General features: G+C 70.2%; 25 protein-coding genes. 13 read left to right on the forward strand and 12 right to left on the reverse strand.

Features of this window, described 5'->3' with window-relative positions; genetic code table 11:
* Positions 1-77: 77 nt before the first annotated feature.
* On the forward strand, positions 78-584 hold the full coding sequence (locus ACQEVI_RS21770) for an RDD family protein (RefSeq protein ID WP_432902703.1): 507 nt from the start codon (positions 78-80) through the stop codon (positions 582-584).
* Positions 585-614: 30 nt separating this feature from the next.
* Here the strand turns inward: ACQEVI_RS21770 and ACQEVI_RS21775 are convergent, their stop codons facing one another.
* The 3 genes from ACQEVI_RS21775 to ACQEVI_RS21785 all read right to left on the reverse strand — a co-directional run bounded on the left by ACQEVI_RS21775 (position 615) and on the right by ACQEVI_RS21785 (position 3,764).
* Positions 615-1,568: a glycosyl hydrolase family 18 protein gene (locus ACQEVI_RS21775; RefSeq protein WP_432902705.1), complete on the reverse strand. Its 954-nt coding sequence runs from the start codon at positions 1,566-1,568 to the stop codon at positions 615-617.
* Between the two features lie 209 nt (positions 1,569-1,777).
* Positions 1,778-3,226: a catalase gene (locus ACQEVI_RS21780; protein WP_432902708.1), complete on the reverse strand. Its 1,449-nt coding sequence runs from the start codon at positions 3,224-3,226 to the stop codon at positions 1,778-1,780.
* Positions 3,227-3,332: 106 nt separating this feature from the next.
* Positions 3,333-3,764, reverse strand: a complete 432-nt coding sequence (locus ACQEVI_RS21785; RefSeq protein WP_432902711.1) for a Fur family transcriptional regulator — start codon at positions 3,762-3,764, stop codon at positions 3,333-3,335.
* 333 nt (positions 3,765-4,097) lie between these two features.
* Between ACQEVI_RS21785 and infC the strand changes: the two genes are divergently transcribed.
* The 4 genes from infC (at position 4,098) to ACQEVI_RS21805 (ending at position 6,769) form a co-directional block, all read left to right on the forward strand.
* On the forward strand, positions 4,098-5,120 hold the full coding sequence (gene infC / locus ACQEVI_RS21790; protein WP_432906049.1) for a translation initiation factor IF-3: 1,023 nt from the start codon (positions 4,098-4,100) through the stop codon (positions 5,118-5,120).
* Positions 5,121-5,223: 103 nt separating this feature from the next.
* On the forward strand, positions 5,224-5,418 hold the full coding sequence (rpmI, locus tag ACQEVI_RS21795; protein WP_116674656.1) for a 50S ribosomal protein L35: 195 nt from the start codon (positions 5,224-5,226) through the stop codon (positions 5,416-5,418).
* A 68-nt stretch (positions 5,419-5,486) separates the two neighbouring features.
* A complete protein-coding gene (gene rplT, locus ACQEVI_RS21800) occupies positions 5,487-5,870 on the forward strand; it encodes a 50S ribosomal protein L20 (protein WP_432902714.1) in 384 nt (127 codons plus the stop codon).
* Positions 5,871-5,932: 62 nt separating this feature from the next.
* The gene (locus ACQEVI_RS21805; RefSeq protein WP_432902717.1) at positions 5,933-6,769 is read left to right on the forward strand and encodes a TrmH family RNA methyltransferase; all 837 of its coding nucleotides are present in this window, start codon (positions 5,933-5,935) and stop codon (positions 6,767-6,769) included.
* A 37-nt stretch (positions 6,770-6,806) separates the two neighbouring features.
* Here the strand turns inward: ACQEVI_RS21805 and ACQEVI_RS21810 are convergent, their stop codons facing one another.
* Complete coding sequence (locus ACQEVI_RS21810) at positions 6,807-7,601, reverse strand: MarR family winged helix-turn-helix transcriptional regulator (protein WP_432902720.1); 795 nt, start codon at positions 7,599-7,601, stop codon at positions 6,807-6,809.
* A 182-nt stretch (positions 7,602-7,783) separates the two neighbouring features.
* Between ACQEVI_RS21810 and thpR the strand changes: the two genes are divergently transcribed.
* The 7 genes from thpR to ACQEVI_RS21845 all read left to right on the forward strand — a co-directional run bounded on the left by thpR (position 7,784) and on the right by ACQEVI_RS21845 (position 17,562).
* A complete protein-coding gene (gene thpR / locus ACQEVI_RS21815; RefSeq protein WP_432902722.1) occupies positions 7,784-8,380 on the forward strand; it encodes an RNA 2',3'-cyclic phosphodiesterase in 597 nt (198 codons plus the stop codon).
* A 277-nt stretch (positions 8,381-8,657) separates the two neighbouring features.
* A complete protein-coding gene (pheS, locus tag ACQEVI_RS21820; protein WP_432902725.1) occupies positions 8,658-9,728 on the forward strand; it encodes a phenylalanine--tRNA ligase subunit alpha in 1,071 nt (356 codons plus the stop codon).
* Between the two features lies 1 nt (position 9,729).
* Complete coding sequence (gene pheT / locus ACQEVI_RS21825; protein WP_432902728.1) at positions 9,730-12,300, forward strand: phenylalanine--tRNA ligase subunit beta; 2,571 nt, start codon at positions 9,730-9,732, stop codon at positions 12,298-12,300.
* Positions 12,293-13,165 carry an SDR family NAD(P)-dependent oxidoreductase gene (locus ACQEVI_RS21830; protein WP_432902731.1) on the forward strand — a complete coding sequence of 291 codons (873 nt, stop codon included), beginning with the start codon at positions 12,293-12,295 and terminating at the stop codon, positions 13,163-13,165. Before pheT ends, ACQEVI_RS21830 begins: the two co-directional genes overlap by 8 nt.
* A gap of 125 nt (positions 13,166-13,290) precedes the next feature.
* Positions 13,291-14,538, forward strand: coding sequence for a hypothetical protein (locus ACQEVI_RS21835; RefSeq protein ID WP_432902733.1), 1,248 nt, complete (start codon positions 13,291-13,293; stop codon positions 14,536-14,538).
* Positions 14,539-14,665: 127 nt separating this feature from the next.
* Positions 14,666-16,516, forward strand: coding sequence for a glycoside hydrolase family 15 protein (locus tag ACQEVI_RS21840; protein ID WP_432902735.1), 1,851 nt, complete (start codon positions 14,666-14,668; stop codon positions 16,514-16,516).
* Positions 16,516-17,562: a glucose 1-dehydrogenase gene (locus ACQEVI_RS21845; RefSeq protein WP_432902738.1), complete on the forward strand. Its 1,047-nt coding sequence runs from the start codon at positions 16,516-16,518 to the stop codon at positions 17,560-17,562. The genes ACQEVI_RS21840 and ACQEVI_RS21845 overlap by 1 nt, the downstream gene beginning before the upstream one ends.
* 33 nt (positions 17,563-17,595) lie before the next feature.
* On the opposite strand, the gene ACQEVI_RS21850 is transcribed toward ACQEVI_RS21845, so the two are convergent.
* Positions 17,596-18,375 (reverse strand): LLM class F420-dependent oxidoreductase, encoded by a 780-nt coding sequence (locus tag ACQEVI_RS21850; RefSeq protein ID WP_432902741.1) that lies wholly within the window; start codon positions 18,373-18,375, stop codon positions 17,596-17,598.
* A 90-nt stretch (positions 18,376-18,465) separates the two neighbouring features.
* Here ACQEVI_RS21850 and ACQEVI_RS21855 point away from each other — a divergent pair, with 90 nt between their 5' ends.
* Positions 18,466-18,891 carry an SRPBCC family protein gene (locus ACQEVI_RS21855; protein WP_432902744.1) on the forward strand — a complete coding sequence of 142 codons (426 nt, stop codon included), beginning with the start codon at positions 18,466-18,468 and terminating at the stop codon, positions 18,889-18,891.
* Positions 18,892-18,934: 43 nt separating this feature from the next.
* On the opposite strand, the gene ACQEVI_RS21860 is transcribed toward ACQEVI_RS21855, so the two are convergent.
* From ACQEVI_RS21860 to ACQEVI_RS21890, 7 genes are all read right to left on the reverse strand, one after another.
* The gene (locus tag ACQEVI_RS21860) at positions 18,935-19,693 is read right to left on the reverse strand and encodes a methyltransferase domain-containing protein (RefSeq protein WP_432902746.1); all 759 of its coding nucleotides are present in this window, start codon (positions 19,691-19,693) and stop codon (positions 18,935-18,937) included.
* Positions 19,694-19,756: 63 nt separating this feature from the next.
* Complete coding sequence (locus tag ACQEVI_RS21865; RefSeq protein ID WP_432902749.1) at positions 19,757-21,121, reverse strand: family 43 glycosylhydrolase; 1,365 nt, start codon at positions 21,119-21,121, stop codon at positions 19,757-19,759.
* 201 nt (positions 21,122-21,322) lie between these two features.
* Positions 21,323-22,306 (reverse strand): quinone oxidoreductase family protein, encoded by a 984-nt coding sequence (locus ACQEVI_RS21870; RefSeq protein WP_432902752.1) that lies wholly within the window; start codon positions 22,304-22,306, stop codon positions 21,323-21,325.
* A 219-nt stretch (positions 22,307-22,525) separates the two neighbouring features.
* Entirely contained in the window at positions 22,526-23,389 is an 864-nt protein-coding gene (locus ACQEVI_RS21875) for a hypothetical protein (protein WP_432902754.1), read from the reverse strand.
* A gap of 53 nt (positions 23,390-23,442) precedes the next feature.
* On the reverse strand, positions 23,443-23,751 hold the full coding sequence (locus tag ACQEVI_RS21880; protein ID WP_432902756.1) for a DUF6507 family protein: 309 nt from the start codon (positions 23,749-23,751) through the stop codon (positions 23,443-23,445).
* Entirely contained in the window at positions 23,748-24,188 is a 441-nt protein-coding gene (locus ACQEVI_RS21885) for a hypothetical protein (RefSeq protein ID WP_432902759.1), read from the reverse strand. Before ACQEVI_RS21885 ends, ACQEVI_RS21880 begins: the two co-directional genes overlap by 4 nt.
* 124 nt (positions 24,189-24,312) lie before the next feature.
* A complete protein-coding gene (locus ACQEVI_RS21890; protein ID WP_432902761.1) occupies positions 24,313-26,346 on the reverse strand; it encodes an alpha/beta hydrolase in 2,034 nt (677 codons plus the stop codon).
* Positions 26,347-26,357 lie beyond the last annotated feature (11 nt).

Raw genomic sequence — 26,357 nt, forward strand, 5'->3', positions numbered from 1 at the left:
CTCCGTGCTGATCACCTGGATCCAGGTCACCTGGATCGCTCTGAACGGCGGGGGCGGTGCGCGGTACCGTCAGCCTCGTGAACCCCGAAGCATGGCGGCGCATCGTGGCGTGGCTCGTCGACTGGCTCTGCTTTCTCGTGTGGCTCGCTCTGGTCGCGGCGATCGGGATCCCGCTCTACGTCGCCGGCATGACCGGCCAGTGGTCCGTCGTGACCACGAACGTGGTCTCCGCGCTCGTGACGGCCGTGCCGCTGACCATCTTCCTCGCCGTGCTCGAGTCCGGTCAGCGGCAGGCGTCGGTCGGTAAGCGCGTGCTGGGGCTCAAGGTGGTGGCCGCCGGGGACGGCGGGCGGCTCTCGTTCGCCTCGGCCCTGCTCCGGAACGCGCTCAAGGTCGCGGTGCCGTGGACGATCGGACACGCCGCGGCGATCACCCTCGTCGGGTCCACGACCATCAGCCCGGGCATCGTGACCCTGACTGCGGCGGCCTACATACTGCCCCTCGTCTACGTCGTGACGCTGTTCGTGCGCGAGGGGCGCACGCCGTACGACCGGGCCGGAGGTGCCAGGGTCGTCCGCGTCTGACCGCCCGTCGGCCGTGCCCGCAGGAACTGCTCAGGAGCTGACGACGTCGGCAGCGTGCGCGAACCAGCTCGCCCGGCCGCCACCCGCGTACCCGACGGAGTTGAAGTACTCCCAGCCGAAGACCCCGCCGAAGTCGGGGTGCCGTGCCACCAGCGTGCCGACCGTCGCGTCGAAGGTGGGCCAGTCGACGTACCCGCTGCAGTTGGCGGGGTTGGTGACGGTGCCGGCCACCACGCGGTCGGGGGTGAACCCGTTGGCGAGGATCTGGTCGTACACCCTGGTGGTCCGCAGGTCGCCCCAGCCGCAGTAGAACTGGGTATTGTACCAGTCGATCCGGTCGCCGGCGCGGCGCTCGAGCTCGGCGTAGGAGAAGCCGCCGGAGAAGCTCGTGCGGCCTGCCATGTCGGTGGCGACGGGCGTGAGCGTGATGACGAAGTCGGGGCCGAAGTCGGCGCGCAGCGTGTCGACCAGGTGGATCGTGTCCGCGAGCGAGAACGTCTCCTCGATGTCGAGGTCCACGCCGTCCAGCCCGTACGTGCGCAGGAAGTCCCGCAGCACGGGGTAGAAGCGGTCGAAGTCCTCGCGCAGGTACCGGTAGGTGCCGGGCGCGGCGCCACCGACGAACGCGCTGACCGTGACGCCCTGGTCCTGCATCGTGGCCAGGTCGTCCCACATGACGCCGAGCTCCGGATGGTTCGCCGGGATGTCGTTGACGGTGAGGGAGGCGTCGGCGTTGAGGTGGATGGCGCCGACGTTGACGTCGGTGACCGAGCCGAGGAGCGGCTTGGGGTCGACGTAGCGGCGGACGCCGTCGGAGCCGGTCTCGTAGATGGTCTGGTAGAACGCCAGGACGCGGTGGGACGCGCCCGCCGGCTCCGGCTTCGGGTCGTGCTTCGGCGCCGAGGTGGCCGGCCCGGCCGCCGCCGTCAGTGCCAGCAGGCCGGCCGCGAGGGCGGCGCCGATCCGGATGAGCGAGCGAGACATCGTTGACTCCCATGTTCTTGAGCGGTACCGCGGGCGTCGGACCACGGCCCAAGCACTCCGGACCGCCCTCGGGACGGTAGCGGCACGAACCGGCGTCGGACAAGAAGCCCTGCCGATTCCTGCGGACATCCCTGACCCGGCAGCCGCCAGGCGGGACGGCAGAGGCCGGGTCCCCCGGAGTGGGGGACCCGGCCTCTTTGACGCAGGGATCAGGCGGCGACGGCCGCGCGCAGCTTGGCGCCCAGCTCCCCGTCCACGTTCGTCCAGTACTGGAAGAAGCGCTCACGGATCTCGTCGATCGTGATGGCCTGACCCTGACCGGTCAGGGTCTCCAGCAGACGGGCCTTGGCGCCGTCGTCGTAGACCTCGCGGTACAGCGTGCCGGGCTGGCCGAAGTCGCTGTCCTCGCTGTGCAGCGTGGCCGCGGTGCGCACGAGCTCGCCGTCCGACTCCCAAGCACCGTCCTGGCCGCGGGCCGGGTCGGCGACGGGGCCACCGAACGAGTTCGGCGCGTAGTTCGGCACGCCGACCTCGTTGAAGTGGTGGCGCTGCGAGCCGTCCTGCGAGTAGTTGTGCACCGGGGCGGCGTGCGGCTGGTTCACCGGGACCGACTGGTAGTTGGTGCCCACGCGGTAGCGCTGCGCGTCCGGGTAGGAGAAGACGCGAGCCATCAGCATCTTGTCGGGCGAGATGTCGGTGCCCGGGACCTGGTTGGCCGGGGACAGCGCGATCTGCTCGATCTCCGCGAAGTGGTTCTTCGGGTTGCGGTTCAGCGTGAAGTGGCCGAAGTGGATGAGCGGGTAGTCCGCGTGCGGCCAGACCTTCGTCAGGTCGAACGGGTTGAACCGGTAGGTCTTCGCGTCGTCGTACGGCATGACCTGGACCTTGATGTCCCAGACCGGGTTGTCCCCGCGCTCGATGGCCTCGTACAGGTCACGGCGGTAGTAGTCCGCGTCCGCCCCGGCGATCTTGGCCGCCTCGTCGTTGTCGAGGAACTTGACACCCTGACGAGAGATGAAGTGGTACTTGACCCAGAACTTCGAGCCTTCGGCGTTGGTCCACAGGTAGGTGTGCGAGCCGTAGCCGTTCAGCTCACGCCACGAGGCGGGCAGGCCGCGGTCGCCCATGAGGTAGGTGACCTGGTGCGCCGACTCCGGGGACAGGGTCCAGAAGTCCCACTGCATGTCGGCGTCGCGCAGGCCCGACCAGGGGAGGCGCTTCTGCGAGTGGATGAAGTCCGGGAACTTGATCGCGTCGCGGATGAAGAAGACCGGCGTGTTGTTGCCGACGATGTCGAGGTTGCCCTCGCTCGTGTAGAAGCGCAGCGCGAAGCCGCGCACGTCGCGCCAGGTGTCGGGGGAGCCCATCTCGCCGGCGACGGACGAGAAGCGCAGGGCCACCTCGCCCTTGGCACCCGGCTGGAAGGCCGCGGCACGCGTGTACTGCGACACGTCACCGGTGATCTCCCACTCGCCGAAGGCGCCACCACCCTTGGCGTGCACGATCCGCTCCGGGATCCGCTCGCGGTTGAACTGTGCGAGCTTCTCGACCAGGTAGCGGTCGTGGAGGACCGTGGCGCCGTCGGCGCCGACGGTCAGCGAGTGTGCGTCGCTGACGACCGGCGTGCCGGTCTGCGTGGTGGTGTAAGGAGTTGTCATCTTCAGACGTGCCTTCCTTTGGTGCTGCTCGGGGGTTCTGGCGGGGTTCGGCGTGGGTCGGCGAACTCTTGGTGCCCAGCTCTGCGGGCTGGCTCTACGGGCGGGCTCAGGCGCTGCAGTCCGGACACAGGCCCCAGTACGTGACCTCGGCGGTCTCGACCACGAACCCGTGGTCGTCGCTGGGGGTCAGGCAGGGGGCATGGCCGACCGAGCAGTCCACGTCACCGATGGCGCCGCACGCGCGGCAGACGATGTGGTGGTGGTTGTCGCCCGTCCGGCGCTCGTAGCGTGCCGGGTGGCCGGCGGGCTCGATGCGGCGCAGGAGTGCGGCGTCGGTCAGCGCGTGCAGGACGTCGTAGACCGCCTGCACCGAGACCGTGCCGAGCTCCGCGCGGACCGAGCTCAGGACGTCGTCGGCGGTGGCGTGCTGGCTGTGGCCCACCGCCCGCAGGGCCGCCACGCGGGGGGCGGTCACGCGCAGACCGGCGCCGCGGAGGAGGTCCTCCGGCGTCACGGCTGCGGGGGCGGTCGACGTCATGCCTTCGACCCTAGCCCCTAAACTGGAATGATTCCAGTTGCACCGAAGGCTTGCTGGAGGTCTGCGCTGGGGCGCGGCCCACCTCACACCGGCCGGTATGGCGACCTGCGCCGGCATGCTGCTATCGTGGGGGCACGACCGACCCGGTGAAAGCCGGGTGCACAAAGTGGATCACCATCCCACCCGAGTCACGACCGAGCGCCGCAAGGTGCCGACAGAGGCCGGGTCCTAGGTCGGGTGCAGTGGTATCGGCTCGGTTCTCGCCGGTCCGGGCACCCTTTCCTTGTGATGGCTTCCACCTGTGTTCAGGGCGGGAGCCATTTCTCGTTCCTGGTGGTCGATCAACGACTTCTGAGGAGCATCACCATCACCGAGCCTCGCATCAACGACCGGATCCGTGTTCCCGAGGTCCGACTCATCGGTCCTGGCGGGGAGCAGGTCGGCGTGGTTGCCACGGCGGTCGCCCTGAAGCTCGCCCAGGACGCTGACCTCGACCTCGTCGAGGTTGCGCCGGACGCTCGCCCGCCTGTCACCAAGCTCATGGACTTCGGCAAGTTCAAGTACGAGTCCGACATGAAGGCGCGAGAAGCGCGGCGCAACCAGGCGAACACGGTTCTCAAGGAGATCCGGTTCCGTCTGAAGATCGACCCGCACGACTACGAGACGAAGAAGGGCCACGTCGTCCGCTTCCTCTCGGCCGGCGACAAGGTCAAGGTCATGATCATGTTCCGCGGTCGCGAGCAGTCGCGCCCGGAGATGGGTCGTCGCCTGCTGGAGCGTCTGGCGGAGGACGTCGCCGAGCTCGGCTTCGTCGAGTCGATGCCGAAGCAGGACGGCCGCAACATGACCATGGTCCTCGGGCCGGTCAAGAAGAAGGCGGACGCCAAGGTTGAGCAGCGCAAGCGCTCCACCGAGATCAACGCGGGCCGGATGACCAAGTCCGAGGCGAAGGCGCAGGCCCGTGCGGCCGACGAGCCCCAGACCTCGGAGCCGGTCGAGGACCAGGTCGACGAGAGCGTCGAGACCACGGTCGAGGAGCCTGCCGCTGCGCCGGCTCCTGAGCCCGTCGTCGAGGAGGCCGTCGCCGAGCCCGCAGCGGTCGTCGAGCCGGAGCCCGAGCCCGTCGTCGAGCCCGAGCCGGTCGTCCAGCCCGAGCCGGTCGCTGCGGCCGAGCCCGAGCCCGTCGTCGAGACGCCCGCCCCCGTCGAGCCGAAGCCGGCCACCAAGCCTGCGGCCAAGACTGCCTCGAAGCCGGCAGCGAAGCCGGTCTCCAAGGCGGCTCCGAAGCCGGTCTCGGCCCCCAAGCCGGCGCCGAAGCCCGCGGCCCCCAAGCCGCGTGCACCGAAGGCCGGCTGAGGCACGGTCCCCAAGACCACTACGACACCAGGTCGGCCCACCGGCCCAGGTACAACGTCGCCGCTCCAGCAGCGGTCGACCGACATGAGGAGAAACGGCAGTCATGCCGAAGAACAAGACGCACTCCGGCTCGAAGAAGCGGTTCAAGGTCACGGGCAGCGGCAAGATCATGCGCGAGCAGACCAACGCTCGCCACTACCTCGAGCACAAGTCCAGCCGTCGCACGCGTCGTCTGGCCATGGACCAGGTCGTCGCACCGTCTGACGTCAAGAAGGTCAAGCGCCTGCTCGGTAAGTGACTTTTGTGGCGCACGCCTGACGGGCGTCGCCAAGAACCCTTTCAGCCCCGAAGTACAAGGAGTCTCACGTGGCACGCGTGAAGCGGGCAGTAAATGCCCAGAAGAAGCGCCGTACAACCCTCGAGCGCGCCGCCGGTTACCGCGGCCAGCGCTCGCGCCTCTACCGTAAGGCGAAGGAGCAGGTCACCCACTCTCTGGTCTACGCATACCGTGACCGGAAGAAGAAGAAGGGTGACTTCCGCAAGCTGTGGATCCAGCGCATCAACGCTGCCTCCCGCGCGCAGGGTCTGACCTACAACCGCCTCATCCAGGGCCTCAAGGCCGCTGGTATCGAGGTCGACCGCCGCATGCTCGCTGAGCTCGCGGTCAACGACATCGCGGCGTTCAACGCCCTCGTCCAGGTCGCCAAGGACGCGCTGCCGGCGGATGTCAACGCCCCGGCCGCTGCCTGAGGTTGAGCATTTCACCGGACGCCCGGCCAGCTGCCTCTTCGGAGGCCCCGTCAGCGCTTGACGTGACGCTCGCGAATCCGCGAGCCGACCGCGTCAAGCAGGTACGGGCACTGGCCGGGCGTTCGGCACGCTCCAAGCACGGGCTGTACCTGGTCGAAGGCCCGCAGGGCGTGCGGGAGGCGGTCCGGCATGCGGCGCCGTCCGTCCGGGACGTCTACCTGACGCCGTCGGCCGCGACGCGGTACGCCGAGATCGTCGACGACGCCCGCTCGGCCGGCCTGTTCGTGCATCTCGGCACCCCCGAGGTGCTCGAGGCGATGAGCGCCGACGCCCAGGGTGTGCTCGCGGTGGTGCGGTCCGCAGTACCCTCGCTGCCCGAGGCGCTGGCCGCGCGGGACCCGCAGCGCGCCGGACGGCCGCTGCTCGCTGCGGTGCTCGCCACCGTCCGCGACCCCGGGAACGCGGGCACCGTTATCCGGGCCGCCGACGCCGCCGGGGCCGACTTCGTAGTTCTTGCGGGGGAGAGCGTCGACGTGCACAACCCCAAGGTGGTCCGCTCGACCGCCGGGTCGCTGTTCCACCTGCCCGTGGTCACCGGGACGTCGCTCGCGGCCGCGGTGGCCCAGCTGCGTGCCGCCGGGTGCCACGTCCTCGCGGCTGACGGGACCGGCCCGCTCGACCTGGACGACCTCCTGGACGACGCCGGGTCCGGCGCGGCCCCGGATCTCGCCGGGCCGACGGCCTGGGTGTTCGGCAACGAGGCCTGGGGGTTGCCCGAGGAGGACCGTGCGCTGGCCGACGCCGTCGTGCGGGTGCCCATCCGCGGCAAGGCCGAGTCGCTCAACCTGGCCACGGCAGCGACCGTCTGCCTCTACGCGAGCAGCCGCGCCCAGCGCTGAACGCGCTGGACGCGGCTGAGGTCCGGCACACCTGCCGTCACTCCTCGCCCTGGTCGTCCCGGTGGCCGCGTCGGCCCCGCCGGCCGTGCGGGCCGGGGTGACCGCCGGGGCCGCCGGGGAACCCACCGGGTCCGCCCGGGAAGCCGCCAGGTCCGCCGGGGCCGCCGGGGAATCCACCAGGTCCGCCAGGGAACCCACCCGGCCCGCCGGGGAACCCGCGGCCGAAGCCGCGCATGCGGGGGTCGAACCCGCCGCGGGAGCGCCAGAACTCCTCGAACGCCTCGCGACGTTCGCCGAACTCGCCGGCCCACTCACGCTCCGCGCGTTCGAGGATCCTGGCGAGGTAGCCGGACAGCTGCGCCACCTCGTCGTCGTCCAGGACGTCCAGCAGTTCCGGCGTCCCGTGCGGCGGGCGCTCGGTGGCCTGTTCGGCGGCCTTGCCCGCCTCGGTGAGCCGTACGACGACCACGCGCTTGTCGTCGGCCGAGGGTTCGCGCTCGATCAGCCCCTGCTTCTCCAGCTTGGACAGCAGCTCGGCGGTCGCCTGGCGGGACATGCCCAGCAGGAACGTGAGGTCCTTCTGGGTGGTCTCGGGCTTGAGCTGCAGCAGGGCGAGCACACGGCCCTGTCCCTGGCTGGGGTCCAGCCACGGGGCTCCGCGCCCGCTCCGCCTCGCGCGCTTGGCGTGGTGCAGCTGCATCATGCCGACCGTCGACAGGCGGTTCATCGCCTCCTGGCGTGGGTCGTCGTTCTCGTTCTCGTTGGTCTCGTCCGTAGCGTTCTCGCTCTCGTCGATGCTGTCCTCGGGTTCGATCTCGTCGGGGTATCTCATGGTTCTCCTGATTGTCAGGCACCTGTCTGTCAGGTGCATGACAACAAGCGTGCGCCTCTGGGATGAACTCTGTCAAGTGCCTGACTGTCGTGTGCCTGACATCTTGTTGCGCGGCGGGCTGGGTGCTGGTTCGGAGCGAGATCATGTCCCGTCGGGACGAGGTGCTCGCCTAGGATCACGAGGTGCGGTTGTTCACGGCGGTCTTCCCGCCCCAGCGTGTCAAGGACCATCTAGGGCTCGCCATCGACGGCGTACCCGCCTCCCCGCGTTGGGTGCCGCGGGAGAGCCTGCACATCACCCTCGCGTTCTACGCGGACCTGCCCGAGGGAACGGTGCCCGAGCTGCGCGACGAGCTGGCCGATGTCGCGCGCAAACATGCGCCGATCGACCTGCGGCTGCGCGGCGCCGGATCGTTCGGTGCCCGGGTCCTGTGGATCGGCGTCGACGGCGGGACCGGAGCGCTGAAGGGCCTGGCGGCGGACTGCCTGGCCGCCTCTCCTCGCGAGGTGCCGGACGACGTGAAGCCGCACCGTGCGCACGTCACGGTCGCCCGCGCGCGGGCCGGCCAGGTGAAGCCGCCACGAGGGCGGGACCGCTGGGGCAGGAGCGCGGGCGGCGAGCCGCGGTCGGCGCTGGAGCCTGCCGCCCGGGCCCTGTCCGTCTACGCGGGACCGGACTGGACGGCGGACTCGTTCGCGCTCGTCGAGTCGCACCCGGGGGAGGGGCCGCAGGGCGGCCCCCGGTACGAGATCGTGGAGACCTGGACGCTCGAGGGCTGACCGGACATCAGAAAAAGTGTGCCAAGCGCATGGTTGTCCAGCCCAGGGATTCGCGTTGCCCGCGCTCACCCCGGCATGGAATGATGACGGCATGCAGCCACTGACCCGCCGATTTACGCAGCCCGCCATGGGCTGTGCGGCGAGCGCTGCACGCGGGCACTGAGCTGCCCTGTGGACAACGCGTCCTGAGCCCTGGCGGGCACCTAGAATTCATTTGCCGGCAGAGGGTCCCAGGCAGGGGACCGAACCGGCTCCCGCATCCGCCAGGAAGGCAAGCATGTCCACGCCCGATGAGAAGGCACCCATCGATCCGCTCGACGAGGCGGCGCTCGACGCCGCGGTCAAGGCCGCACTCGACGACATCGCCAAGGCCGGCGACCTCGACGCGCTGAAGGCCGTCCGCACCCAGCACACCGGGGACCGCAGCTCCCTGGCCCTCGCCAACCGGGGCATCGGCGCGCTGCCAGGCCCGGACAAGGCCAGGGCCGGCAAGCTCGTGGGCCCGCGTCGCGGGCAGATCAACCAGGCGATAGCCGCCCGTCAGACCGAGCTCGAGGGCGAGCGCGACGCGCGCGTGCTGGCGGAGGAGTCGGTGGACGTCACCCTCCCGGTCCAGCGCACGACGGCGGGCGCCCGCCACCCGATCGAGCTGGTCCAGGAGCGCATCGCCGACTTCTTCGTCGGCCTCGGCTGGGAGATCGCCGACGGCCCCGAGGTCGAGGCCGAGTGGTTCAACTTCGACGCGCTGAACTTCGGCCCGGACCACCCCGCCCGCCAGATGCAGGACACGTTCTACGTGGCCGGCGACGGCGCCGACGGTGAGTCGAACCTGGTGCTGCGGACGCACACGTCCCCGGTCCAGGCGCGGTCCCTGCTCGAGCGTGGCGTGCCGCTGTACATCGCGTGCCCCGGCCGCACCTTCCGCACGGACGCGCTGGACCAGACCCATACGCCGGTGTTCCACCAGGTCGAAGGGCTGGCCGTCGACAAGGGCCTGACCATGGCGAACCTGGTCGGCACGCTGGACGCGTTCGCGAGGGCGATGTTCGGGCCGGAGGCCAGGACGCGTCTGCGCCCGGCGTTCTTCCCCTTCACGGAGCCGTCCGCCGAGATGGACCTGTGGTTCCCGCAGAAGAAGGGCGGAGCCGGCTGGATCGAGTGGGGCGGCTGCGGCATGGTCAACCCCAACGTGCTGCGCGCCGCGGGCGTCGACCCGGAGGAGTACACGGGCTTCGCGTTCGGCATGGGCATCGAGCGCACGCTCATGCTGCGCCACTCGATCGCGGACATGCACGACATCGTGGAGGGCGACGTGCGCTTCTCCACCCAGTTCGGGACGGAGATCTGAAGTGCCCCTCATCGTGAAGGACTGGCTCGCTGACCACGTAGAGGTGCCCGCGGACCTCACCGCCGAGCAGCTCGCGGCCGACCTCGTCAAGGTGGGCCTGGAGGAAGAGGCGATCCACGGGGCGGCCGTGACCGGCCCCCTCGTGGTCGGCCGGGTGCTCGAGATGACGCCCGAGCCGCAGAAGAACGGCAAGACCATCAACTGGTGCCGCGTCGACGTCGGACCCGAGCACAACGACGCCGACGGCGCGCGCGGCATCGTCTGCGGCGCGCACAACTTCGCGCCCGGCGACCTCGTGGCCGTGGCACTGCCCGGCACCGTGCTGCCCGGACCGTTCGCCATCGCCGCCCGGAAGACCTATGGGCACGTGTCCGACGGCATGATCTGCTCGGTCAACGAGCTCGGTATCGGGGACGACCACGACGGGATCCTCGTGCTGACCCGGAACGGGTTCGCCGAGGCCGACCTGACCCCTGGCCAGGACGCCGTGGCGCTCCTGGGCCTGGGCGAGGAGATCCTCGAGATCAACGTGACGCCCGACCGCGGGTACGCGTTCAGCTACCGCGGTGTCGCCCGTGAGTACGCCCACTCGACGGGGGCCAAGTTCACCGACCACGGTCTCGCTACAGGGGCTGAGCCTGCCGCGACCCCGGACGGGTTCGAGGTCCAGGTGCGCGACGACGCGCCGATCAACGGCGTGGTCGGCTGCGACCGGTTCGTGACGCGCATAGTGCGCGGTATCGACCCGGCCGCGCCGACGCCCGCGTGGATGAAGCACCGCCTCGAGGGCGCCGGCATGCGGTCCATCTCCCTCGCGGTCGACATCACGAACTACGTGATGCTCGACCTCGGGCAGCCGCTGCACGCCTACGACCTTGCCAAGGTCTCGGCCCCGATAGTGGTTCGCCGGGCCACAGTCGGTGAGCGCCTCACCACCCTGGACGACGCCGACCGCGCGCTCGACACCGAGGACCTCCTGATCACGGACTCGCCCACGGGAGCCGGCAGCCGCGTGCTCGGGCTCGCCGGCGTCATGGGCGGAGCGTCGTCCGAGGTCAGCGACACCACGACGGACGTGCTCGTCGAGGCGGCCCACTTCGACCAGATCACCGTCGCGCGCACCGCACGCCGGCACAAGCTCTCGAGCGAGGCCGCCAAGCGGTTCGAGCGTGGCGTCGACCCGCTGCTGCCCGCGGTCGCGGCGCAGCGTGTCGTGGACCTTCTGGTCGAGCTGGGCGGCGGAACAGCCGACGCCGCGGTGAGCGACCTCGACCACACCGCGGAGACCGTACGGGCGCCGATCGCGCTCAAGGTCACCGAGCCCACCAGGCTCTCGGGCGTCGAGTACACCCCCGAGCAGGTGCGCAGCACCCTGGAGGAGATCGGCGCGACGGTCGAGGTGTCCTCGGTGGTCGAGCCCGTACAGGTACTCCTCGTCACCCCGCCGTCCTGGCGCCCCGACCTGACCGGTCCGGCCGACCTGGTCGAGGAGGTCGTGCGCATCCAGGGCTATGACCAGGTGCCCTCGGTGCTCCCGTCCGCGCCCGGCGGCCGGGGCCTCACCACCGAGCAGCGCACTCGTCGATCGGTGGCCCGGGCACTGGCCGAGGCCGGCTTCGTCGAGACGCTCAGCTACCCGTTCGTCGGCGTCCCCGAGTACGACGCGCTCGGCATTCCCGACGACGACCCGCGCCGCGTCTCCCTCCGGCTCGTCAACCCGATGGCCGACGACAAGCCGCTGCTGCGGTCGAACCTGCTGGTCACGCTGCTCGACACCGTTCGGCGCAACGTCTCGCGCGGGCTGACCGACCTCGCGGTCTACGAGATCGGCCTCGTCACCCGCCCGACGCCGGGCGCGCCCGCGGCACCCACGCTGCCCGGCGGGGTACGGCCCACCGAGGAGCAGCTCGCGGCGCTCGCCGCGGCGGTCCCTGACCAGCCGCGTCGTGTCGCCGGTGTGCTGACCGGCAAGCGCGAGCTGGCCGGCTGGTGGGGCGCGGGCCGGGCAGCGGGCTGGGAGGACGCCCTCGCGGCGGCTCGCCTGGTGGCCGAGCGCGCCCGGGCCGAGGTGGTGGTCGTCCCGGACTCCGGGCAGATGCCGTGGCACCCCGGACGCTGTGGACGCCTCGAGCTCACCGACGGAACGCTCGTCGGCCACGCCGGCGAGCTGCACCCCAAGGTCGTCGAGGCGCTGGGCCTCCCGGCCCGGGCCGCGGCGTTCGAGGTGGACCTGAGCGTCCTGGTCGGGGCGGCCTCGGGCGAGCCCGTGGCGGCCGCCCCCGTGTCGGCGTTCCCCGCCGCGAAGGAGGACTTCGCCTTCGTGGTCGACGACGCCGTGCCGGCCGAGGCCGTTCGGTCGGCCATCGTGGCCGGCGCCGGTGAGCTGCTGGAGGACGTGGCGCTGTTCGACGTCTTCACCGGGGAGCAGGTGGGCGAGGGCAAGAAGTCGCTCGCGTACTCGCTTCGGCTGCGGGCCGCTGACCGCACGCTGTCCGCGAAGGAGGTCCGCGCGGTGCGTGACGCGGTCGTGGAGTCGGCGTCCGACAAGGTAGGGGCGGTCCTGCGTGGCTGACCCGCACGAGGCGGTCGGTACCGGTGCGACCCCGCCGTCGCGCACTGCGCTCGTCACGGGTGCCTCGCGCGGAATCGGCCGGGAGATCGCACTGGGTCTCGCGCGAGCAGGGCTGGACGTCGCCCTGCTCGCGCGGGACGTGGCGCGCCTCGCGGCCGTGGCCGCGGAGATCCGTGCCGAGGGTGTGACGGCGGTCGAACTGACCGCCGATGTGTCGGACCCGGCGGCGGTGCGCGCCGCCGTCGGGCAGGCCGAGGCCGCGCTCGGGTCGATCGACCTGCTGGTCAACAACGCCGGCGCCATCGAGTCCGAGCACCCGCTGTGGGAGGCCGACCCCGAGGAGTGGTGGTCGATCTTCGAGATCAACGTGCGTGCGCCCTTCCTGTTCATGCGCTACGCCCTGCCGGGCATGATCGTGCGCGGCGGCGGTCGGGTCATCGACCTGGCCTCGGGCGCGAGCTCGCACGAGATGGGCGGCGGTTACTCGGCCTACAACGCGAGCAAGACGGCCCTGACGCGCATGGGCGCCAACCTCCACGGCGACGGCTTCCCGCGCGGTATCCGCGTGTTCGAGCTCGCGCCGGGCGTGGTGCGCACCGACATGTCCACGGGGATGACCCTGCACGAGGGACGCACCCGGTGGACCCCGGTCGAGCGGGTGACCGACGTCGTGAACGCGATAGCGGCCGGCGAGCTCGACGCCTGCTCGGGCTGGTTCCTGCGTGTCTCGCACGACACCCCCGAGTCGCTCAAGGCGCTGGCCGCCGACGTCGCGCGGCAGGGCGGCGAGGCGACCGCCCGTCGGCTGCGGGTCCTTCCCGCGGGTAGCGACGACCCGCTGGCGGACGCGCTCACCAAGCGCTGACCGGCTGTTTCGTCGGCGCGCACGGTGCGACCCAAGCACCGGACGTTCATCGAGTATTACTGGTGTGAGGGGACGGGCATTCCCTACGGTGGAGCGCAACCGTCCCCTCACGCAAGGAGACCACCATGCGCCATCGTCGTCGCCCCGCGCTCGCGGCCGCGAGCCTGGGACTGTGCGTCCTGCTCGCCTCCGCGACGCAGGCGGTCGCAACGGAGTCCGCGAGCGAGCAGGCCGGGCCGACAGCAACGGCCGCCGCGACACCGCTCACGGCGAGCAACTTCCGCTACACGCTGTCCGAGACGTCGTCGTCCCTGGTCGGAGCGCTCGACTCGGCCCTGCCGAACGTGACCGTGGGAGCGGTGGCGGACGACGCCAACCGCACCCCGAGCTGCGACAGCGCACCGTCGGTCACGCACCGCACCGCGTACTACTGCTGGAACGACGGCGACCAGGACACGAGCGCCTGGTACCCGCAAGGCATCACCACCAGCTCCGACGCCTATGGCGAGGGCACCTACGACGGCAAGCGCATCAACCTCGTGAGCTGGTACGACCACGCCGACGACGGCATCGACAAGGGCGTCCGCATCAGCGTGTCCAACCTGTCTGCGAGCGCTTCGGCCCCGCCGTACCGGCACATCCTGCTGGTCGAGCCGAGCGGCACCGCGAGCACGCCGTCGTACAAGCCGGTCACCGTCCATGCCGGCGGCATCATGTGGTACGGCAACCTGTTGTACGTGGCGGACACGAGCGGCGGCTTCCGCGTGTTCGACCTGGACCATCTGTGGCGGGTCTCGACGGGTAGTTCGTCGGCGGTCGGGCGCCAGCCGGACGGCTCGTACCACGCGTTCGACTACAAGTACGTGCTGCCGCAGACGGCGAAGTTCACCGACTCGACGGCCGGTGGGTACGCGCAGCTGCAGCACTCGTCGGTCGCGCTCGACCGGACCAGCAGCCCCGACTCGGTGATCGTGAGCGAGTACCGGAGCGCGGCGGACGTCGACGCGGGAGCCCAGGTTCGGACGATCCGCGTTCCGATCGACTACACGAACCGGTACCTCAAGCCTGCCTCCGACGGGATCATCAAGGCGACCGAGGCCTACCGGACCGACCTGGAGAGCGTCCAGGGCTCGACCGCGATCAACGGCGAGTTCTTCTTCTCGCAGAGCGACGGCTCCGACCACTCCAACCCGAACTCGGACGGTGACCTGCACACGTTCGCCGCGCCCTCCGGCTCGATCGTGCGGCACGGGAACGCGCTGACCGTTGGCGCGGAGGATCTGTCCTACGACCCGACGCGCGACTACCTGTGGTCGCTGGGCGAGTATCCCGGGTACCGGTGGGTGTACGCGGCGGATGCCTCGTCGTTCTGATCCGGGCGATCCGTCTGGCTCCCTCGGGGCCTGAGCAGACGCGCAGGTCGTCCCGGATGTCCTGTGCGTCTGACCCGTGCGGTGCGTCGCCTGGTCGGGAAGGCGGGCCGAACCTAGGCTCGGCACGATGACGCTTCGAATCGAAGACTACGGAATTGTCGGGGACCTCCAGTCGGCGGCGCTGATCGGTCGTGACGGCGCGGTCGACTGGATGTGCCTTCCTCGGTTCGACTCCCCGGCATGCTTTGCCGCGCTGCTGGGTGACGAGCAGCACGGATCGTGGCGACTGGGTCCCGTCGCCGGCGGCCTCTGCACCAGCCGCCGGTACCGCGAGGGCACCCTGATCCTGGAGACGGAGTGGGACGTTCCAGAGGGCAGGGTCCGGCTGATCGACTTCATGCCGCCGCGCGGTGACCACGCGGACCTGGTCCGCATCGTCGAGGGCATCAGCGGTGCCGTGCCGATGACCACCGAGCTGCGGCTCCGGTTCGACTACGGCAACGTCGTGCCCTGGGTCACCCAGGAGGGTGCAGCACTGCGCGCGGTGGCCGGCCCGGACTCGGTCCGAATCGACTCGGCGGTCGAGATGGCGCACGACGGTGTCGCCGACGGTTCGGTGCTGCACGCCCAGTTCACCGTGGGGCCGGGGGACCGGGTGCCGTTCGTCCTGGCCCACCACGCGTCGCACCTGGACACGAAGGATCCCGTGGAGGCGGAGGCGGCGCTCCGGGACACCGAGGAGTTCTGGCGCTCGTGGATCGCGGGCTCCACCTACACCGGCCCGTGGGCGGAAGCGGTGCACCGGTCGCTGATCACCCTGAAGGCCCTGACGTACGCCCCGACCGGCGCCATCGCGGCAGCCGCGACCACCTCGCTGCCCGAGGAGATCGGCGGCGCCCGCAACTGGGACTACCGGTACTGCTGGCTGCGGGACGCCGCGTTCACGCTGCAGGCCCTGGTCGGGACCGGGTTCATCGAGGAGGCGCGGGCGTGGCGGGCCTGGCTCCTGCGTGCCGTCGCCGGCGACCCGGCGGACCTGCAGATCATGTACGGCCTCGACGGCCGGCGGCGGCTGCCGGAGTACGTGATCGGCTGGTTGCCCGGGTACGAGGGATCGGGCCCCGTGCGGATCGGCAACGGTGCGGTCGACCAGCTGCAGATCGACGTGTGGGGCGAAACTCTCGACGGGCTGCACCTGGCCCGCGAGGCAGGGCTCGAGACCGACGCCGATGCGTGGCGTCTTCAGACCGCGCTCCTCGACTACCTCGAGGAGCACTGGGACGAGCTCGACAACGGGCTCTGGGAGATACGCGGGCCGCGCCGCGCCTTCGTGCACTCCCGCGTCATGGCATGGGCAGGTTTCGACCGGGCGGTACGCGCCGTCGAGGATCTCGGGCTGGAGGGGCCCGTCGAGCGGTGGCGCTCCATCCGCGACCGGATCCATGCCGAGGTGTGCGCCAGAGGGTTCGACGCGAGCCGGAACACGTTCACGCAGTTCTACGGTTCGGAGGGTCTTGATGCCTCTCTGCTGCTGATCGGGCAGGTCGGGTTCCTGCCCTGGGACGACCCGCGGGTGATCGGCACCGTGGACGCCGTGCAGCGCGAGCTGAGCCAGGACGGCCTCCTGCTCCGCTACCACACGCACGCCGACGACCGGGTCGACGGCCTCCCCGGCAGCGAGGCGACCTTCCTGGTCTGCAGCTTCTGGCTGGTGGACGCGCTGCACGGCATCGGCAGGCGGGAAGAGGCAGTCGCACTGTTCGAGCGACTGCTCACCCTGCGCAACGACCTCGGGCTCCTGAGCGAGGAGTACGACGTGCGCACCGGGCGCCACCTCGGCAACACCCCGCAGGCCTTCAGCCATCTCGGCCTGGTCAACAGCGCACTGCGCCTCGGCCGCGGGATGACCCCCCGCGACATCGAGTCGGGCATAACGGCTCAGGTGGCCGTCCCGACGTCAGCGAAGGAGATCGCCTGATGCGCGCGCTGACAGTGGTCCCGCAGAACCCCGGCACGCTGGCCGTCACCGACGTCGACGAGCCGGTTCCCGGCGACGGAGAGCTTCTGGTCGACGGCCTGGCCGTCGGGGTGTGCGCCACCGACCGCGAGATCGCCGCGGGGGAGTACGGCTGGGCGCCCCCCGGGCGCGAGCGGCTGGTGCTCGGGCACGAGTCCCTCGGCCGGGTGCGCTCGGCGCCGGACGGCTCCGGTTTCACGCCCGGAGACCTGGTGGTCGGCGTGGTCCGCCGTCCGGACCCGGATCCGTGCGGGGCGTGTGCCCGCGGCCAGTTCGACATGTGCCGCAACGGTAAGTACACGGAGCGGGGCATCAAGGCGATCGACGGGTTCGCCTCCGAACGGTGGACCGTCGAGGCCGACTACGCGGTCCGCCTCGATCCGGCGCTCGCCGACGTCGGCATGCTGCTCGAGCCGACGACCGTCGTCGCCAAGGCGTGGGAGCAGATCGAGCTCGTCGGGCAGCGGGCGTGGTTCGAGCCGAAGGTCGCGCTGGTGACCGGCGCCGGTCCGATCGGCCTGCTGGCCGCACTGCTCGGGGTCCAGCGCGGCCTCGAGGTGCACGTGCTCGACCGGATCACCGACGGGCCGAAGCCAGAGCTGGTCGCCGAGCTCGGCGCCGAGTACCACACCGACCCCGTCGCGGACGTCGCCGGCGCACTGCACCCCGACGTTGTGATCGAGGCGACCGGCGCGAGCCAGGTGGTCGTCGACGCCCTCTCCGCGAGCGGGAACTATGGCGTCACCTGCCTTACCGGCGTCACGTCGGCGGGGCGCAGGCTCTCGTTCGACGCTGGGGCGCTCAACCGCGAGATCGTGCTCGAGAACGACGCGGTGATCGGCTCCGTGAACGCCAACCTGACGCACTACCGGGACGCGGCGGAGGCGCTGGCCCGGGCCGACGTCGGCTGGCTGAACCGCATAGTGACGCGCCGGGTGCCGCTCGAGGACGCCGTCGAGGCGTTCGCGAGCGACCCCGGCGGGATCAAGACCGTGCTGAAGCTATGACGGCTGGAGTCGTCGCAGCTTCAGCCGGCAGGCTCAGCGGCGCTCGTCGCGCCAGTCGACCCAGGCCTGCACGGTGCTCAGGTCGTAGTCCGGCCCGCTCTCACCGATGGTCAGCAGGGTCGCACCGGCCGCCACGAGGACGTCGCCGGTCGCCTCCGGCGCTCCGCTGACGGCCACCGACCGCTCCACGAGCGCGGAGGTGTCGCGGCCGACGGCGGCGCCGTGCTCGTCGAGGATCGCGGACTTGGTCTTCAGGACGTCGACGTCGCCGAAAGAGTGCCAGATGTCGGCGTGCTCGGCGACGATGCGCAGCGTCTTCTTGACGCCGCTACCGCCGATCATGATCGGGATCTCGCGCTCGGGCGCCGGGTTGCCGGCCGCCAGGCGGGCCTTGATCCGTGGCATCGCGGCCGCAAGGCTCGCGATACGCGAGCCGGCGGTACCGAACTCGTAGCCGAACTGGTCGTAGTCCTTCTCGAACCAGCCGGCGCCGAGGCCCAGGATCAGTCGCCCGCCGGAGATGTGGTCGACGGTGCGTGCCATGTCGGCCAGCAGGTCGGGGTTGCGGTAGCCGATCCCCGTGACGAGTGCGCCGATCTCGACCCGTTCGGTCTGCTCGGCCCAGGCGCCGAGCATCGTCCAGGCCTCGAAGTGCTTGCCGTCCGGGTCGCCCGAGAGCGGATAGAAGTGGTCCCAGTTGAAGATGACGTCCACACCCATGTCCTCGGCGCGGAGCACCGCGTCGCGGATGGCGGAGTAGTCGGCGTGCTGCGGCTGGAGCTGCAGCGCAATGCGGATGGCGCGATCAGTCATACCGGCAGCCTACGACCATGTAGACGGTGACTACGGATGTGACTATGGGTGTGCCGCCGGCCGGCGACCACCGGAACGACAGGAGCACGGATGCCGAACTACAGCACGTCCGCAGAGATCGATGCCTCGCCGGAGGTCGTATGGGCCGTCCTGTCCGACGTCGAGCACATGCCCGACTGGACGTCCTCCATGACCTCGGTCTCGATCATCGACGGCCCGAACCCACCCGACGTCGGCACGCAGGTACGGATCGAGCAGCCGAGGATGCCGCTCGCGGTCTGGCTGATCGACGAGTGGGACGCGCCGCGACACTTCGCGTGGATCAGCGAGGCGCCTGGCGTCACCACGCAGGCGGAGCACCTGGTGGAGCCCCTGCCCGGCGGCCGTTCCCGGGTGACCCTGGCGATCACGCAGACCGGCGGGCTGGCCTGGCTGCTCGGCGGGCTCAGCATGGGCCGCACGCGCCAGTACGTCGACACCGAGCTCGCCGGTCTGCGGGCCAGGCTGGGCTCGTAACGCCAGATCTGCTGGCACGAGCCGTCGGATCCAGAGCCCGGGTTCAGGCCCGGGTCGCCACCGCGAACACCCTGCGGAACGCGAGCGGCGTGCCGTAGGCGTGCTCCGGGTAGGCCGCGCGCAGCGCCGCTCCGAACTCCTCCTCGAACCGGGTGCGCAGTGCCGGGTCCTTGGCCTCGAGCGCTTGGAGCGTCGGCTGGGCGCCGGTCGCCGAGATCCAGCGGAGCACGGGGTCCGGTCCGTGCAGCACGTGCGTGTAGGTGGTCTCCCATGTGTCGACGGTCCACCCGGGCCGGGCCAGGCGGTCCAGGTATTCGGCCGGGTCGGCGGTGGCCCGCCGTTCGACCGGACCGACGACGTCGGCGTACGGCTCCCGGCCGGCGACCTCCCGCAGAAGAAGGTGGCTGGGCGCGTCGTGGTTTCCCGGGACCTGGAACGCGAACGTCTGCCCGGCCCGGTCGGCGAGCGCCGTGAGCAGGTCGCGGTGCCCCGGTACCCACTGGAGCGCGGCGTTGCTGATGACGAGGTCGGCGGTGTGGTCGTCGGTGCTGAGGTCCGCCAGCACGTACTCGGTGCCGGGATCGGCCGCGCGCGCCCGCTCGATCATCGCGGGGGAGGCGTCGACTCCTGTGACCTGCGCCTCGGGCCAGCGGGCGCGGAGCACAGCCGTGAGGTGGCCGGGCCCGCACCCGAGGTCGACGACGGTGGAGGGCGTCCCGGACACCCGGGCGACCAGCTCGGTGAACGGTCGTGACCGCTCGTCCGTGTACTGCAGGTAGGCACCGGGGTTCCAGTCGGCCATGACCACTCCTCGTCGTCGAGTATCTTGACGTCAAGATACATCAGGTTCACGAGGAGCCGGAACCTAAGCCACCTCGATGTAGTCGACCTCCGCGAACGCGGTTCCCTTGCCCAGCCGGATGGTGTTCCAGCCCGCCTGGAGGGTGACGTCCTTCGTGGCCTGCCGCCAGCTGTCCCAGCCGGTCACGGGGTAGCTGATGGACCCGGCTGCTGCCCCGTTCACCGTGACCGTGTGCGAGGCGGTGCCGGCCGAGCCGTTGGCGTAGCCGACGTGCAACGAGTAGCTGCCGGTGGTGGGTACGTAGATGGATCCGACGTCGACGGCGCTGTCGGCGTGGTCGATGTACGCGACGACCTTGCCGTCGGACGCGCCGGCGGCGTTCGTCCGGACCGTGCAGTTGTGCAGTGTGCCGCGTTCGGCCTCGTACCGGACCCGGCTGCCCCGCACCACGGGGTTCCCGTTGGCCCAGCCGAGGTCGGCGACATACATGCCGCGACCGCCCGCGTCCCGGTGGCCGTGGAAGACGAGCTTGTCGCCCCCGCCGTCCCGCAGCACGTCGGCTCCGCCGGGGCCGCCCACCGCGCCGTCGAGCGAGGCGGTGGTCATGAGGAACCGGAACGCCTTGGTGTACGGCCCGGTGATCGAGCCCGAGACCGCGTAGTTCGTGCCGTACTGGTTGGTCGTGTACGGGCCGGCCGAGTAGAACAGCACGTACTGGCTGCCCACCTTGGTGATCACCGGCGCCTCGATGATGCCTGCCTCGTCGGCCCGGTCGTTGCGCAGCACCTGGGCGGCGCCGCCCTCGAAGGTGATGCCGTCCGCGGCCGTACGCTGCACATGGATCCAGGTGGTGGCGCCGATGGCGTTGCCGTCGTTCTTCCAGACCAGGTACCGGTCGCCGTTCGTGTCGACGAAGCTGGACGCGTCGATGGCGCCGCCCGCGGCGAGCGGGCAGACGAGCGGCTGGGTGCCGACCGGTGCGAACGGGCCGCCGGGGGAGTCGGACAGGGCGGCGCCGATGCACTGTCGGCCGGACGCCGCGTGCCAGGCCGTGTAGTAGAGCAGGTAGCGGCCGTCGGCGCGGCGGGAGACGTCGGGTGCCCAGGTGCGCCCCTCCTTCGCCCACGCACCGAGGTTCGGCAGGGCGTCCGCGGACCGGTACGTCCAGGGCCCGTCCGGGTCGGACGCGGTGGCCCAGGGCAGGTTCTTGCCCTCGTTCGTCGCGTACGCGTAGTAGGTGTCGCCGAACTTCGACACGTCGGGGTCGGGGAAGTCGCGGTCGAGCACGAGGCTCGGGCGCACGGTCGCCTGGACGGAGACGTCGTCGCTCGGGGTGGCGACGGCGGAGCCGGGCGTGAGAAGCCCGAGGGCCAGAGCGGCGACGGCGGTGCCGGCGAGAGCTGCGCGGGAGAAGCGAGGAAGTACCACGTTGAACCTCCGGGCGAGAGAAAACTCGACGGGTGAATTGTCGCGACTAGCCCACTGCTTGTAAAGCATCGGCTCCAACTGGTTCCGACCGCGCTCCAACGTTAAACCACCCGATCCCCGCCCCGCCTCGTTGAGTGCTGGATATTTGCGGGCTTCAGGGCTCCCGGACCGCAAATATCCAGCACTCAACAGAGGTGGGACTCAGGGGGCGAGGAGCACCTTGCCGGTGGTGGCCCGGCTTTCCAGCGCCTCGTGCGCCGCCCCGGCGTCGGCCAGCGAGAGGGTGGAGCCGATGTGGACCTTCAGGTCGCCCGAAGCGGCGGCCTCGAACACCTCGGACGTGCGCCACTCGAGCTCGTCGCGGGTGAGCGTGTAGTGCGCGATCGTCGGCCGCGTGAGGAACAGGGAGCCGGCCTTGTTGAGCCGCTGCGGGTCGAACGGCGGCACCTGACCCGACGCGCCGCCGAACAGCACGAGCATCCCGCGCGGACGCAGGGAAGCGAGCGACGCCTCGAAGGTGGACCGGCCGACGCCGTCGTACACGACGTGCACGCCCCGGCCGTCGGTGAGCTCGTGCACGAGCGCGGGCAGCTCGGCCGTGAGGTCGTCCAGCGCCGCGTAGTCGATGGTGTGCGCGGCACCGGCCGACGCGGACAGTGCTGCCTTCTGCGCGGTCGAGACGGTGGTCAGCACCCGCCCACCGTGCAGGACGGCGAGCTGCGTGGCCAGCAGGCCGACGCCGCCGGCCCCCGCGTGCAGCAGGATGTCGTGCCCCTGCCCCACCTCGAACGTGGACCGCACGAGGTAGTGCGCGGTGACGCCCTGCAGGGGGAGCGCGGCTGCCGTGGTGAGATCCAGCCCGTCAGGTACCGGTACAGCGCCCGCGGCGTCGACCGCCACCAGCTCCGCGTAGGAGCCGGGGGCGTCGTGCCAGGCCACGCGGTCGCCGATCGCGAAACCCGTGACGTCGTCGCCGAGCGCCTCCACGGTTCCGGCACCCTCCACGCCGACCACGTGCGGGTACTGCATCGGGTAGACGCCGGAGCGGCGATAGGTGTCGATGAAGTTCACGCCGGCCGCGGCGACGCGGACCAGGAGCTGACCCGGACCGGGGGTCGGGTCGGGGAGCTCGGTGTACTGCAGGACCTCGGGACCGCCCGCTTCACGGGCTACGACTGCGTGCATACGGTCGAGCCTACGACGCGGGTAGCGTGCTCGGCGTGACCCGAACCATCCGCCCCTTTGCCGAGGCCGACTGGCCCACCTTCTGACCGATCATCGACGCGGTCTGCCGGGAGGGCCGCGGCGCTTGAGGAGCCGTCGCACGGGTGTGCCGGGCTGCACGTGATGTACCTGCCGCTGGTCGACTCCTGAGCTAAAGGCGAGTTCTGCTTGTGTCTCGCCTTATCCCGCCTCCGGAGGGTCGGTCTCGATCTCGATCTTGATACCGCTGGATCCGGAGTCGCGACGCGCATCAGAGCGTGCGTCGGCGGTGTTCCCGTCGATCATGAGCGTTACGTCGGCCGGTCTGATGTAGACCACGACGACCTCGTACTTGCGGGCGTAACGCTGGTAGATCGCGATCTCTCGCGACAGATCGGCGCTGCGATCCTGGTCTTCGCCGGCGTCGTTGTTGTAGTCCAACTCGTCGCTGACGTGACCACGCGGCACGCCCCAGCCGATGACGGAGACGGACACGTCTTCGCCCGGCGCAACGACGGCGCATGCCTCCTGGACATCGCGGTACAGGGACAGGGCGCTCCGGTCCAGGTCGTCGTAGACCTGGACAGTGGCGCGGTGAGTCGCCGCTGAGATCGAGACCTCTTGAAGGCCGTCGAAGCTGCGCAGCTGGTCGACGAGCCGCAGTCCGAGGCGACGAGCAGCATCGTCGTCGTCGTCGAGCGTCAGTTCGGTCTGGTCAATCCTGAGAGTGACCTCGCCGTCGTTCCGGCGCTCGAAGTACGAGGCGGCGTCCTGCGACAGGTCCTCGTACTCCTCGGTGACCACGGCGACCGGAGCGAGCTCCATCGTGGTATTCCCGAACTCGTCGTAGTACATGCTCAGGACACCCGCGCGATCACCGAAACGATCCTGTGCGCGCTCGAACTGGGCGGCAGCCTTGTCGCCGCTCAGTTCGCTGTCGATTTCATGGATGTACCACGCCAGGAGGAGGGCGACCACAACGATGGTGACAACGATGCTCGTCAAGCAACCGTGGGCCCGTCGCTTCGTGCGTTCGGGGGGTTGGACAGCTTGTGCGGACGTCATTGCACGGCCCGCGTGAGCTCGGATGACTGCGGGCGCGATGCGCGAGCCATGAGTCAGACGGCTCCGTTGCCGAACCGTTGCTGGTCGGCGGCCATCTTCTCGTCGGCTTCGTCGTAGGCGCGGACTGCCTGCTCGGTGCCGTCGATGGCCTTGTTCGCATGCGCTGCCAGGCCTCGTGCACGCTGCTCGTGGAGCACGTAGAACCCGGCTATGGCGCGTACGACGACGGGGTCTCCGCTTATACCTGAGCCGTCGCTGCGCGCGGCGAGCTGCTGCGCGGCCGCGTGCAACTGCTCGGCGTGCTTGCCTGCCTGCCGCAGCGTCTTGTCGGTCAGGTCGGGGATGATTCGGTATCCGGTCATGAGTCCGCGGCAGTGCTGTCTGTGGAGGGGCTCACGACTTCCACGTCGAGCTTCTGGGGTGCTGGGGGCTCGTCGCGCCTGAAGGTGATTCCCACGTACCAAGTGGCGCCGTCCTGGCCGCTGGGGAGGTCGTAGTCGTACTTGCCGACGATCTCCCGCAGATCGGGTTCGCGGGCGGTCCATCCCTCGTCCTCCAGGAGCTGGGCCATGTGGTCGGCGGCTTGTTCGGGTGTGATGGCCGCGTCGTCGGCGAGCACGATAGTTCCGTTCCAGTGCCAGTACTGCCAGGGGTGGTCCTGCCGGTCGTGACCGACGTCCTCCACGAACTGGCTCTGGCTGGCGATGATGTCGTCCTGGTAGCGGTCCACGCCCTCGATGGTGGCCATCAACCGGTCGGCGATCTGTTCGGACTGGATCTCGTACTCTTCGATCGTCACGTCACTCCTTGGACCGCACGCGGTGGTCATCGTCAGGATCACCGCGACGCACGAGGCCAGCAGGGCGGGTCGCCGGACTGCTTTCAAGCGTGTCATCGGGTTCCCCGGGGCTGTCGGTGAGTTCTCACGATTTCTCCTCTGTAGACAGGTCGAGCATGTTGGGCTGGTAATCGGGGTGCTTGATGCCGTCGACCCGGGTAACGCCCCCGTACCGGCCCCACGGGTTATCGATGATCCGGTCTGGGGAGAAGAGCTCGATCTGGGTTCCGGTGAAGAAGCCGACATGGCCGTTGAACGCCGTCGATCCGACGTCGTACACGCTCGAGTGCTGCTTGAACAGGCCAGTTTCCTCGATGGTGCCGCTGGACGGGTCACCGTCCGTTTGGAACCCGGTCTCCGCGCGTATGACGCTCCCGACGTACGGCGGCGCGTCACCGTGGATACCGACGGGGTCCTGCTGGACCAGGCCGACCACGCCATCCCCGCGGCCGATCATCGTGTAGTGCGGCACGTCGCCGGTGTTCGGGAACTCGGTCACCGACTGCACCCCTTCGCCCAGACCCGCCGAAGAGGTGTACATCACCCGGTCGGCTCCCAGTCCCGCAGCCTCGCCCCGGGCCACCACGAGGCCCCCGTAGGAGTGCCCGTTGACCGCCAACACCGAGGAATCGGGACGCGTGTCGACCGCGGCGACGAAGTCGCGCAGCTTGGGGCCCAGGTCCAGGGCGTACTTCCCGTTGATCGCGTCCGGGATGCTGTTCGGGAACTGGCCACCTGCCCACGCGATCATCCCCGTCGGACCTGCCTCAGGACGATCACGATTGGACGCGTTGTAGAGGTTGTAGGTGCGGGTGTCGGCACCGTTGAAGTTGTCGATCCGGGTAAAGGTCCCCGGCACGTACACCCCGAGGTTCTCGACGTCGGCCGCGATGTCGCCGTTCTCGTCGTACCGACCGTGGTAGGTCGCAATAGCGTGCGCGCTCGGGTCAAATGCCACGACCTCCACGTCCCTGCGCTCGGTCGGCAAGCCGTTTTCGTCGTACTCGTTCTGCGGCTCGCCCAGGTGCAGGTAGTGCTCGTACTCGCGGATCGGTCCGTCCAGCTTCTTGCGTTCGGCAGCGAGTCGGGCTAGCTCAGACGTGATCTGTGCGTAGTTGCCGCGGCCGAACCGTTGGGCCCGGACCGCGTCCATCTGCTGGTCGATGCGTGCCTGTTGGGCACGCAGGCTAGCGACCTCACCGGTCAGGTTGATCTTGTTCGCGTCGGCGCGGTACTTCAGCGGGACGCCGTTCAGGTTCCCCATCACCAGGGGCATTGCGGTGATCAGCGCGGAGCGCTGGGCGGGCGTGAGGGCGTCCCACCAGGCGCGGACCTCGTCGGCCGTTCCGCCGAGCACGTCCTGGCCTGGAGCGAACCCCGAGACGTCGGGTGCCACAGGGGGGCCGAACAGGGATCGGATGCCCGAGGTCTGGAAGCCCGGCGCGTACACCCCGGACCCGACCAGGCTCGGTGCGGGAGCCAGCGGTGCTCCCGAGTCGAGCAGGTCCAGGCCCTTCGCAAGGTCCTGCCCGGCTCGGCGGATCTGCTCCATCATCCTGGCGGCATCAGCGACCAGGACCCGGTTGCGTTCGAGCGAGGGCCGGTGGTGTGCCCACGGCAACCGTCCGCCCTCACGCTTCAGCTTCTCCCATTCCGCATGATTCATCTGGTCCCAGGCCTCGGGGCTCAGGACGGCGTCCATCAGAGGGCTCGACATCCCCAGGGCCATCTCCGCCGCGGTCACCACAACACCGCTCCTGACCTGCGAACGGAACTCCGCGGCGTCGGCCTCCAGCACCGACAGCTTCTGCCGCACGGGCATCAACTCTTCCACGTAGGTGTCCATGAGCCCGCCGGCTTGGTTCAGGACGTCCCATTCGCGGTCGCCCGATGCCTTGAGCGGGTCCATCGTGCGGTAGAGGTCCTCGCCCTCGGGTGCCTGGTAGTCCTCCCGCAGGCCAGCCCACGCCGAATGCACGTCTTTGGACGCCTGCCCGACGAACTGACCGGTCTGACGGCAGAACCGCGCGTTCTCCGCTACGTCGTCCAGACTCGTCCACAACGCACCGGACCGGAACGGGAACACGTCCGGATCGATCAACCCCGACGCGTCGGTCACCTCACTGTCCA

Origin of the sequence: Promicromonospora sp. CA-289599, assembly GCF_050936155.1 — a bacterium.
GTDB lineage: Bacteria > Actinomycetota > Actinomycetes > Actinomycetales > Cellulomonadaceae > Promicromonospora.

What these genes read in the sequence shown, in the direction of transcription:
- ACQEVI_RS21835 (WP_432902733.1), top strand. Translation starts at nt 13,291, where the DNA reads ATGCGCCATCGTCGTCGCCCCGCGCTCGCGGCCGCGAGCCTGGGACTG.
- ACQEVI_RS21780 (WP_432902708.1), bottom strand. Translation starts at nt 3,226, where the DNA reads ATGACAACTCCTTACACCACCACGCAGACCGGCACGCCGGTCGTCAGC.
- ACQEVI_RS21870 (WP_432902752.1), bottom strand. Translation starts at nt 22,306, where the DNA reads ATGCACGCAGTCGTAGCCCGTGAAGCGGGCGGTCCCGAGGTCCTGCAG.
- ACQEVI_RS21785 (WP_432902711.1), bottom strand. Translation starts at nt 3,764, where the DNA reads ATGACGTCGACCGCCCCCGCAGCCGTGACGCCGGAGGACCTCCTCCGC.
- ACQEVI_RS21855 (WP_432902744.1), top strand. Translation starts at nt 18,466, where the DNA reads ATGCCGAACTACAGCACGTCCGCAGAGATCGATGCCTCGCCGGAGGTC.
- ACQEVI_RS21810 (WP_432902720.1), bottom strand. Translation starts at nt 7,601, where the DNA reads ATGAGATACCCCGACGAGATCGAACCCGAGGACAGCATCGACGAGAGC.
- ACQEVI_RS21845 (WP_432902738.1), top strand. Translation starts at nt 16,516, where the DNA reads ATGCGCGCGCTGACAGTGGTCCCGCAGAACCCCGGCACGCTGGCCGTC.
- ACQEVI_RS21840 (WP_432902735.1), top strand. Translation starts at nt 14,666, where the DNA reads ATGACGCTTCGAATCGAAGACTACGGAATTGTCGGGGACCTCCAGTCG.
- ACQEVI_RS21860 (WP_432902746.1), bottom strand. Translation starts at nt 19,693, where the DNA reads ATGGCCGACTGGAACCCCGGTGCCTACCTGCAGTACACGGACGAGCGG.
- pheS (WP_432902725.1), top strand. Translation starts at nt 8,658, where the DNA reads ATGTCCACGCCCGATGAGAAGGCACCCATCGATCCGCTCGACGAGGCG.
- ACQEVI_RS21775 (WP_432902705.1), bottom strand. Translation starts at nt 1,568, where the DNA reads ATGTCTCGCTCGCTCATCCGGATCGGCGCCGCCCTCGCGGCCGGCCTG.
- rpmI (WP_116674656.1), top strand. Translation starts at nt 5,224, where the DNA reads ATGCCGAAGAACAAGACGCACTCCGGCTCGAAGAAGCGGTTCAAGGTC.
- ACQEVI_RS21880 (WP_432902756.1), bottom strand. Translation starts at nt 23,751, where the DNA reads ATGACCGGATACCGAATCATCCCCGACCTGACCGACAAGACGCTGCGG.
- ACQEVI_RS21850 (WP_432902741.1), bottom strand. Translation starts at nt 18,375, where the DNA reads ATGACTGATCGCGCCATCCGCATTGCGCTGCAGCTCCAGCCGCAGCAC.
- ACQEVI_RS21875 (WP_432902754.1), bottom strand. Translation starts at nt 23,389, where the DNA reads ATGACGTCCGCACAAGCTGTCCAACCCCCCGAACGCACGAAGCGACGG.